The organism is Flagellimonas halotolerans, from assembly GCF_035818535.1.
Classification (GTDB): Bacteria; Bacteroidota; Bacteroidia; order Flavobacteriales; family Flavobacteriaceae; genus Flagellimonas; species Flagellimonas halotolerans.
Genome location: NZ_JAYKYV010000042.1, coordinates 1 through 526, shown reverse-complemented (window position 1 = coordinate 526; position 526 = coordinate 1). Strand labels below are relative to the sequence as shown.

Sequence of the window (526 nt, the reverse complement as noted above, 5' to 3'; positions counted from 1 at the left end):
ATGGGTCGCCCATAGAGTTTGAGGCAGCATTGATATCCGCCAAGGGCAATGAGAAGTGGGTCAGGGCGATGGGACAGACCGAAATGGTCAATGGAAAGTGTGTCCGGATCTATGGAAGTTTTCAGGATATTACGGACCTTAAGGAAACAGAACATAGACTTTTGGCCCTTTCCAATGACCTTCCGGGGGTTACCTTCCAATATTACCTCTATCCGGATGGAACCGATAAAATGCATTCCGTCAGCCAAAAATCCCAAGAAATATGGAACCTTTCTCCTGATCAATGCGAGAAATATTCCCAACTTATATGGGACCAGATAAAAAAGGGCGGGGATTATGAAGTCTTGGTGCAGGACATCCAAAACTCCATTGAAACTCTTCAACAATGGCACAATCGATGGCGATACGTCCTGCCCAATGGCAAGGTCCGTTGGCACGAAGGCTACGGGACGCCCTACAAATTGGCAGATGGCACCGTTCTTTTCAATTCCATGATCTTCGACATCACCGAAGAGGTCAAGTTGAC

Annotated in this window: 1 protein-coding gene; it reads left to right on the top strand. The window is 47.1% G+C overall.

The genetic code is table 11. The features are described from left to right. On the top strand, positions 1-526 hold a 526-nt coding region (locus tag VM932_RS16700; RefSeq protein WP_326280437.1), incomplete at both ends, for a hypothetical protein.